The 9,613-nt window shown below is 71.8% G+C and carries 4 protein-coding genes; 2 read left to right on the top strand and 2 right to left on the bottom strand.

Annotated features, from left to right (window positions below):
- Positions 1 to 125: 125 nt before the first annotated feature.
- Both BL253_RS38440 and pglW read right to left on the bottom strand, forming a co-directional pair.
- Entirely contained in the window at positions 126 to 845 is a 720-nt protein-coding gene (locus BL253_RS38440; protein WP_076823011.1) for a hypothetical protein, read from the bottom strand.
- Positions 842 to 5,020, bottom strand: a complete 4,179-nt coding sequence (pglW, locus tag BL253_RS38435; protein WP_076823010.1) for a BREX system serine/threonine kinase PglW — start codon at positions 5,018 to 5,020, stop codon at positions 842 to 844. Before pglW ends, BL253_RS38440 begins: the two co-directional genes overlap by 4 nt.
- 233 nt (positions 5,021 to 5,253) lie before the next feature.
- On the opposite strand from pglW, the gene brxD reads away from it, so the two are divergent.
- Entirely contained in the window at positions 5,254 to 6,615 is a 1,362-nt protein-coding gene (brxD, locus tag BL253_RS38430; protein WP_081439110.1) for a BREX system ATP-binding protein BrxD, read from the top strand.
- Positions 6,612 to 8,750 carry a DEAD/DEAH box helicase gene (locus tag BL253_RS38425; RefSeq protein ID WP_076823008.1) on the top strand — a complete coding sequence of 713 codons (2,139 nt, stop codon included), beginning with the start codon at positions 6,612 to 6,614 and terminating at the stop codon, positions 8,748 to 8,750. The genes brxD and BL253_RS38425 overlap by 4 nt, the downstream gene beginning before the upstream one ends.
- Positions 8,751 to 9,613: the final 863 nt, after the last annotated feature.

Genomic DNA, 9,613 nt, shown 5'->3' with positions numbered 1-9,613 from the left:
CCAGCAAATGGGGCCTCGACACCCTCGACGCCCTCACCCGGCTCTTCACCACCGGCCCCTGGCTACCACCAGCGGCACAACCCGTCTGATGACCAGCACAATCAGCTACGACGCCAGCTGAACAGCTACGATTGCAGGGTCCGATCGAGGATGAACTTCTCGACGAATTCAGGCGTCTGAAGCAGGGCATAGTCCTTGCGGGCCTGCGCCGAGATTTTTTGGTACAGGTCGCCGAGGAACCGGGTGGAGAGGCTGGGGTCGGTGAAGTCGTGGGCCAGCATGCCGAGTTCGGGAGGCACGTACCGCCAGAAGCTCAGGAGCCTCGTCGCGGCGTCGGGGGTGATGTCGACGAGGTGCAGCGGGTTGTGTTTGTCGACGAGGGCGCGGGTCGCCGGGTGGTCCTCCAGCCGTCCGATGGCGGCGCGCAGGTAGTCGAGGTCGTCGCGGCGCCTGCGGCCCGCCTGGTCTTCCGCGCGGAACCAGGCGGCCTGGCGCTCGCGGGCCTCGGCGACGCCGTCGACGGGGTCGGAGGCCGGGCCGCGCTCGTCGGCCTCCTTCGCCAGGTGGACAGGGCCAGCGAGCATGGAGTGGTCGAGGAGCCGGTTGTCCTCGCAGAAGCGGGTGAAGACGCAGGCGAGCAGCCAGCCGACGGCGACCTGGGTGAGCTGCTGACCGAGCCACGTCTCGTAGGTGACGCCAGTGCGCTCGCCGTTCTTCGCCGCCGCGTACCGCTGGCCGAGCCTCCCGCGGACCACGGCGTCGGTCTCGGCCTGCTTGAGCAGGTCCTCCTCCAGCCCCGCGAGCTGCTTCTGCAGGTCCCCCAGGAGCCTCCCGGCCTCGATCACGCTGCCCCTCCCGCGACACCACGAAGATTCACATCGGCGGCGCCACTCTCGTGCCGCTTGATCCAGCTATCGGTCAGTACCAGGCGCTGGTTGCCGAACTGCGGCACCGGCGCGCCGAAGTCGAGCGCCGGCTGGGTCTCCATGTCGGCCCAGGGCACCAGCACCCACACGGTGCGCACCGGGGCCGCGGTGGTCGCGATCCGCACCGAGTCCCGCAGCGCGTCCAGGCTGGAAAGTCCCGGGTCGTAGCGGGCGAGCACGCCGGGGTTGGTCACGAGCACGGCCGGGCCGGCCGCGTCGATCGCGCCGCGGACCGCCTTGAGCCCGCTCTGCGCGACGAAGGACAGGTTCTCCCAGTCGGCTGAGGCCCGTTCCGCCGCGTCGGATTCGAGCGCGACCTGCCAGTCGACGCCGTGGCTGGCGCAGACGTCGCGCATCGCGCCGAGGAGCACGGCTTCGGCGTCGATGGTCGTGACACCGGGCCAGCCGCGCAGGACGCGTTCCGCGCGGGCGAGTCGCCTGGGATGGACGGGAAGTACCAGCCAGCCGCCGTCCGCGCGGGTCCGTTCCAGTCTCTGGTTGGTTTCCGACGCCTGGTCGCCTGGCCGCCGGGCCCGGGCGGCCGTGGTGGCGCCGAGGCGGGTGCTGCCCAGAGTGGTGCCGGTAAGCAGCGTCAGCGGCGTGACTTCCGCGCGCTTGGCGACGTAGAGCTTCTGCTCGTCGTCCCAGCTCAGCGGCACACCGGCTGCCTCGAGCAGCGCGTCGAGGTCCGGATGGTCCGGCAGCGCGGCGGCGAGGGGGAAGCGTGCGCGCACCCGGTCGGCCACCTCTGGAGCTGTGAGCCGGTCCGCGCCGTAGAGGGTGCCCGCGGCCAGGCGCACCGCGCGCCTCGCGTCCAGCCCGCGTGGGTAGACCTCGAGGCGGGGCGTGGCGACGGCGGTCGTGGCGGCGATGACGGCGACGTCGAGAAGACGGTCGGCGGGGACCAACAGGGCGTCGGTGCCCGCGGGGGCCGGGACCGCGCGCAGCGCCTCGACGACCGCGGCGGACACGGGCAGCGGGTCCGCGCCGGCGAGTTCGTCGGCGGCGGCGCCAAGCCGGCCAGCCCACTCCAGCCTGGCGGCGGTCGAGGGTCCTTCCTCTGGCCGTGGGGGCCCTGCGGCGACGAGGATGCCGTGTTCTTCGCGGCTGTAGGTGAGCCGCGGGTCGGCGTCGGTCTTCTGGTCGGCCAGCTCGGTGTCGATCGCGGCCCGGACCACTGCCTCGGCGAGCCGGGAACGCAGTGGTTCGTCGACCGTGCTGCCCTGGAAGCCGAGAAGGGCGGCGGCGCAGTGCCGCGCGGAGGCGACCCCGCCCGCGGCCTCGACGACCTGGACGAGCGTGTCGCGCAGCTCCGTCATCCCGTCGAGCGCCAGCCAGTGGCGTTCGAACCTGGCGACCGTCTGCCGGATGGTCTTCTGCTCGAGGCCGAGGTTCTTCGCGGCGTCGCGGACCGAGGTCCACGCGCTTCCGCCCGCCTCCCCGAGGCCGAGCAGCGCCTCGGCGACGGCCCGGTCCGCGTCGCGTGGGATGAGATCGCCGGCGACCCGGTCGAGCAGGGTCGGGGCGGAGGGCCGTTCGGCGGAGGAGAGGGTGACCTGCTCGGCGAGCCGAGCGAGGTCCTCGACCAGTTGCAGGCGGGTCTTCGTGCCGATGCCGGGCAGCCAGACGACCTGCGCGCGGCTGAGCGCCAGCGCTTCGCCGACGGTGTTTACCGCGAGCCGTTCGAGCGCGGCGAGCACCGGGCGGGCGAGCCCCGCGGCGCCGATCGGGGTTTCCCGGCTGATCCGCGCCGTCGCGTCGGCGGTCTGCTCGGCAGGCTTCTCGGTGAACAGGACGGCCCAGGCCCGGCGCATGTCGGCGACGGTGTCGAAGCGTCGCCGCGCGTCGCGGTGCAGGGCGCGCCGGAAGAAGTCGGTGAGGCTGGAGGCGTAGGACCGGTCGAAGAGTTCCGGGTCGATCGTCACGTCGGCGTCGCCGAATCGGGGATGGCCGCCGTGGGTGCCGTACTCGGGCTGGCGGGCGGTCGCCATCTCGTAGAGGGTCACGGCGGTCGCGTAACGTTCGGCGGCAGGGTCCCACCGCTTGCGGTCGCCGCGGCCGAGGAACGGGTCGAGGTAGGGCCGGGTGCCGGCGTCGATCGCGTCGAGCGGCGCCTTCGCGAGCGAGAAGTCGAACAGGACGAGCTGGCGCTTTTTCCCCTTCCCGCCGCGTTCGGCGATGCCGAGGTTGTCGGGTTTCAGGTCGCGGTGGGCCAAGCCGGCGTTCTGCAGATCCTCGACGATCGAGAGCAGGTCGTCGCCCCAGCCGTGCAGCCATTCGGGCTGGAGTCGGCCGCGTTCGCGCAGTTCCTGGGCGAGCGTCCGGTCGCCGGCCGATGAGAGGAGGATGGCGCGTCGCCCGCCGATCTCCAGCACGTCGTCTGCCAGCAGTTGGACGACGCCCGGGTGGCCGCGCAGCGCCCGCAGGGTCTCGGCCTCGGCCTGCAGCCGCGCAGCCCGCTCGTCGTCGAGCGCGACCTTGAGGACGGCCTGCTGGCCGTCTCGCTCGACCAGCAGCGCGACGGCCGTGGAGCCCTGGCCCAGGCGCCGGACGACCGTGAACCCGTCCTGGAGGTCGACGCCAGCTTCTGCCGTCAGCGGGTCCTTGATCTCCTTCGTCTCGACCTGTTCGGCGAGACGCTGCCGGACGAGATCGAGGTCGAGCATGAACGCGGCCATGTCGCGGGTGCGGTGCTCGACATCGGCGTTGGTGGCGTCGGTCACGAGGTCGTTGAGCGGCGCGGGGACGGCATCGGCCAGGTCGACGAGCGACAGCGAGCCGTGGGCGGCGAGGCGCTGGCTGAGCTCGCCGAAGCTTGCCGCGGGCGGCTGGCCGGTGAAGATCCGGTAGGCGATGGCGCCGAGACCGAAGACGTCGAGCGCCACGCCCTTGGCGCTGCCCAGGCCCCACTCGGGCGCGAAGTAGGCCGTCGACGCGTCGTCAGCCAGTTCGATCAGGCCGGTCGAGGTCGGCGTCGGGACGATCGCAGCCCCCGCGGCGCCGGTGGTGCTCCGCGGCTCGGCGCCGCGCGAGGCGGTCTGCCAATCCGTGATCTGCACGGCGAACCGCTCACCGTTCTGCCGGACCCAGACGCAGCGAGGGCTCAGACCCCGGTGGGTGAGGACCCGCCGATGTGCGAACGCCAGCGTTTCGGCGATCGTGCGGAGCAGCACCAGCCGGTCGTCGAACGACAGCGTCCGTTCGTTCTGGTCGAGGAAGTGGTCGAGCCGGACCAGCTTCTCGTCGTGCGGGAAGACCAGAGCAGGGCCGAGGTCGTGCTCGACGAAGTCGAGGGGGGCCGCGATGCCCGTGTGGTCGATGCCGCGCAGCGCGAGGTACTCGCGTTCGGCGGCGCGGACGAGCTGATCGCGCCGGTAGGTGGTCTCGACGCCGCTGGCCAGATAGATCCGTACACGGCGGAAGCGGTCGTCGGGGAACCGCGGGTTGCGGCCGAGGAAGTCCTGCCAGCCGGGGCCTTCCTGGAAGGCCGCCCGCTCCAGCCGGAGGCTGCCGACGGTCCTGGTCCGCTGGGACTGGCGAATGCCCGCCTGGTCGACAGCCTTGGCCAGCGCGGCGCTGAGCTGGCGATCGACCGGGCCCGGCCGGTTGGCGAAGGCCAGAATGCTGGGCAGGTCGGTCTGGTCGTGCCTGCCGTAGACGTGCGCACGTCCCTCAGGCCTGAGTTGGACCTTCAGATGACCGTCGCTGAGGAAGACGACGCCTTCGACCCACGGCACCCTGAGACCGCGCATCGCGTCGCGGGTCGAGAGCAGGGTCTTGAGCTTGCGCGCCTTGCGGTTCGCCCCGATGACCGGGTTGTCGACCGGGCCCCGGTGGGTCTGCCGCCAGGTACCCGCATCGCCCGTGAGGACGCCTGACCACGACTTGACCTCGATGATCGCGATGCCCGCCGGGGCGACCAGGAGAAGGTCGATCTCGTTGACGGAGCCGTCCTGACCGAGGAACTCGGCGTTCGACCAGCCCCGGTGGATGCCGGAGTTCCGCAGTTGGTCCCTGAGATAGGTGAGCGCGGCGCGCTCCCAGGCGTACTCGGACGGGGTGCACTGCGTCCAGTGCTCGTCGTCGAGCGACACCGAGCCCCCTCCCCCTGGAGCGACATACCTACAGATCAGCCCGCGCCACTTTATAACCGGAAGATCGGAGGCCTACCCTCTGACTTGGCGGGGCGCCGGGCGATGACGAACGTACGCCGCGGATCCGACAGGTTGGCTTATTGCCTGGGCTATGTCACCTGCCCCGCACGGATAGCGTCGGTCCGGTGACCCCGGCCTGACCATGGCTGTGGAACTCCGAGTGGGGGGACTTGGTGACGGAACAGGTCAGCACGGCGCGGCGGCGAGAGGTGCTTGACGCGCTGCGGCGCGGGGCGGTGCCGGCAGCGGGGCTGGATCTGCTGGCGGTGAGCCTGGACCGGTTCGAGCGTTCCGTCGCCGACGACCTGGCCGCGGTCGCCGCCGGCGGGTCGGTGTTCAAGGCGGTGCGCGGGGAGTATGGCTCGGGGAAGACGTTCTTCAGCCGGTGGCTCGCGGAGCAGGCCAAGCGCGCCGGGCTGGCGACGGCCGAGGCGCAGATCTCGGAGAACGAGACGCCGCTGCACAAACTGGAGACGGTCTACCGGCGCCTCACCGAGCGGTTGACGACGGCGACGTTCCCGCCGAGCGCGTTGCGGCAGGTCGTCGACGGCTGGTTCTACGCCCTCGAGGAGGACGCCCTCGCCGCCGGCGATCTCGTCGCCGCTGGGGCCGGCGAGGCGACGGAGCCGGCTGCGTTGGAGAAGGCCGTCGGTGAGCTGCTCGAAGCGCGGCTACGGGAGGTTGGCCGTAGCGCCCCGGCGTTCGCGGCGGCGCTGCGTGGCTACCGGGCCGCGACGGTGGCCGGGGATCAGGCGACGGCCGCGGCGGTGCTGGCCTGGCTCGGCGGGCAGCCACACGTCGCGGCGAGCGCCCGCCGGGCGGCTGGGGTCCGTGGCGATCTGGACCATTTCGGCGCACTCGGGTTTCTCCAGGGGCTGCTGGTGGTGCTGCGTGACAGCGGGTTCCGGGGGCTGCTGGTCGTTCTCGACGAGGTGGAGACGCTCCAGCGGGTTCGTTCCGACACCCGAGACAAGGCGTTGAACTCGCTGCGCCAGCTGATCGACGAGGTGCACAGCGGCCGGTTCCCCGGCCTGTTCCTCGTCATCACCGGGACGCCGGCGTTCTACGACGGGCCGCAGGGGGTGGCGCGGCTCGCTCCGCTGGCCCAGCGGCTGGCGACCGATTTCACGGCCAACCCAGCCTTCGACAATCCCCGCGCTGTCCAGCTGCGCCTGGTCGGGTTCACCGAGGCGTCGCTGGTCGAGCTCGGCGGCCGGGTCCGAGGCGTGTTCGCCGCCGGGGCGGCGCCCGACGCCGCCGCGCGGATCAGCACACTGGTCGACGACGCCTACCTCGGCGAACTGGCCGGCGCGGTCGCCGGGCGGCTCGGGGGAAAGGTCGGGATCGCGCCCCGGCTGTTCCTGAAGAAGCTCGTCGCCGACGTCCTGGACCGGGTCGACCAGTTCCCCGCGTTCGACCCGCGGCGCGACTACCCGCTGACGCTCAACAGCGCCGAGCTGACCGACCTGGAACGCAACGCCGCCCGCGTCGACGGCGCCGCGAGCGCCGCCGACATCGACCTGGACTTGGGGTGACCGCGGCGGCTGACCTGCTCCACCCCGTGGTGCTGCACCACGTCGTCAACACGCTGCAGTGGCCCGGGCTGCGCCCGTTGCAGGAGGCCGCGGTCGCGCCGCTGCTCGCTGGCGCGGACGCGTTGCTGCTGGCGCCGACGGCGGGCGGGAAGACGGAGGCGGCGGCCTTCCCGACGCTGTCGCGGATGGCGGCCGAGAACTGGCGGGGCACGTCGGTCCTCTACCTCTGCCCGTTGAAGGCCTTGCTGAACAACCTGGCGCCGCGGCTGGAGACCTACACCGGCTGGCTGGGCCGGCGCGCCGCCGTCTGGCACGGCGACGTCTCCGCGAGCAGGCGCGACAGGATCCGCCGGGAACGGCCGGACGTGCTACTGACGACGCCCGAGTCGTTGGAGGCGATGCTCGTCAGCATCCGCACCGACCATCACGAGTTCTTCGCCGGCATTCGGGCGGTCATCGTCGACGAGGTCCACGCCTTCGCCGGCGACGACCGCGGCTGGCACCTGCTCGCCGTCCTCGAACGCCTGCGCCGACTCGTCCGCAAGGCCGACCCTTCGCGGGAACTACAGGTCATCGGTCTGTCCGCGACCGTCGGGAACCCGGCCGAACTGCTGCACTGGCTCGAGGGCTCAGGTGCCGGGCGGCGCCAGGCCGAGGTCATCGCCCCGGACCTACCCACGGCCACTGTTGTGGGCGCCGCGCCGGGCGCGGTTCCGCCGGGCGCGATCGAGCTGGACTATGTCGGGTCGGTGCCGAACGCGGCCAAGGTGATCGCCTCCCTGCACGCCGGCGAGAAGCGGCTCGTCTTCTGCGACTCCCGGGCTCTCGTCGAAATGCTCGGCACCGAACTACGCGCCCGGGGCGTCACTACGTTCCTCTCTCATGCCTCGCTGTCCGCACAGGAACGGCGCCGCTCCGAGGAGGCGTTCACCGAGGCCCGCGACTGCGTGATCGTCGCGACCAGCACCCTGGAACTCGGCATCGACGTCGGCGACCTCGACCGGGTGATCCAGCTCAACGCCCCGACGAGCGTCGCCTCGTTCCTMCAACGCCTCGGCCGCACCGGCCGGCGCGCGGGCACCGTCCGCAACTGCCTGTTCCTGACGTTGACCGACGACGCCGTGCTGCGGGCCGCGGGACTGCTCACCCTCTGGGGCCGCGGCTGGGTCGAACCCGTCGTCGCCCCGCCCGATCCACGCCACATCGTCGCCCAGCAACTGCTCGCCTACTGCCTCCAGGAAGGCAAGGTCGGCGACCGGCTCTGGGCCGACGAATGGAACGGCCTCGCGCCGTTCGACCGATCCGCCGAGCCGATCGTGCGCCACCTCGTCCGCGCCGGCTACCTCGACTCCGACGGCGGCCTGCTCTTCATCGGCCCGGAAGCCGAACGCCGCTTCGGCCGCCGCCACTTCATGGAACTCACCGCCGTCTTCACCGCCGCACCCGAGTTCACCGTCCTCTGGGGCCGCGACGAGATCGGCCGCACCGACCCGAAACTGCTCACCGACCCCGTCGAAGGCCCCCGTCTCCTGCTCCTCGCTGGCCGGAGCTGGCGCGTCACCCACACCGACTGGAAAAGCCGCCGCTGCTTCGTCGAACCCGCCGACAGCGGCGGACGGGCCCGCTGGCTCGGCCACTCCCCGTTCGCCCTGTCTTTCCCGCTGACCCGGGCGATGCGCGACGTCCTGCTCGGCACCGACCCACCCGTCGCCCTCACACCCCGAGCCGTCGCCCGCCTCGCCGAGATCCGCGATAAGTACACCGACCGCGTCCACCCCGCCGCAACGATGATTGTCCGGGATCCGGACGGCGACGACGTCCGCTGGTGGACCTGGGCTGGGGACCTCGCCAACCGGGTTCTCGCCGCCAGCCTCGGCGACCTCGCCGACCCCCGCCAGGCCCCCGACGAGGCCTACCTCCGCCTCCGCTCCGACCTCACCCCCCAGATGTGGAAAACGGCGACGGCCGGCCTCGCCGACCGGATCTGCCTGCCCCACGTCAACGCGGAGTCCCTCGCCGGCCTGAAGTTCAACACCGCCCTCCCACCCCGCCTGGCCGAAGCCACCCTCGCCACCCGCCTCGCCGACCTCCCCTCCGCCCAGACCGTCCTCCATGAACCCACCCGCTGGAGCTGAAGCGTTCCCGCTGTAGCACCGCGCCAGCCCACCCGGCTGCCCCGTCTCCAGATAGTTCGCGACCGCCCGCGCCCGCCCCACATCGCCAGCACCCCGCGCCCGCGCCCGCAGCACCCGCACCGTCGCAATCACAGTCCCGTCCCGGACCCGCCCCCGCAGAGGCACCCAACAGACGGCCCGACGATGCCCGGCCCACACACCCGCACGGTCACCCCAAGACACACCCCCACGCACACCGCGCAGATCCGCACCTTCGAAATKCCACCGCGGTGGCCATCGCGCCGTCGTGTTGTCGCGCCGAAGATCGAAGGCAGGCCACCGCCCCGCACGCACCGCTGCCGCTGCCGCCTCGACAACACCCGCTCAGACCCGGCAGCCGAGATCGCGACGCTGAGCACCGCCTTCGAAGTGGGCCGACGCCGATCCGGGCCCGGCGACGGCCGGTGCATCGCGTGCGACGACGACGGAGTCACACACAGGGGTGCCGCGCGAACCGCCGCGGCGGCAGAACAGCCGTGGACTGGGTGTGGACTCGAACCACCGCCCTCACCATTGGGTACGTATTTTCGCAGTTCAGAGTACATATCGATCTTAATGAGCGAAGATCACCCAGATCTACGAAGGCACCAACCAGATCCAGCGCGTAGTGATGTCGAGGCAGCTACTGAAGGGCTGATCGACAGAGCGTTTTCGCTGGTCATCCCTGAAGGAGCGGGGCCGGTCATCCCTGAAGGAGCGGGGCCGGTCATCCCTGAAGGAGCGGGGCCGGTCAAGACGATGCTGGGATCTGTTTTGGCTGGTTGTGGGCGTGCGGGGGTTGGCCGCCGTGGGGTCGGCGGCGTGTGGGAGGGGCAGGCAGCTGT

The sequence above is a fragment of the Pseudofrankia asymbiotica genome, from assembly GCF_001983105.1.
GTDB lineage: Bacteria > Actinomycetota > Actinomycetes > Frankiales > Frankiaceae > Pseudofrankia > Pseudofrankia asymbiotica.
This window is presented reverse-complemented; position numbering and strand designations above follow the sequence as displayed.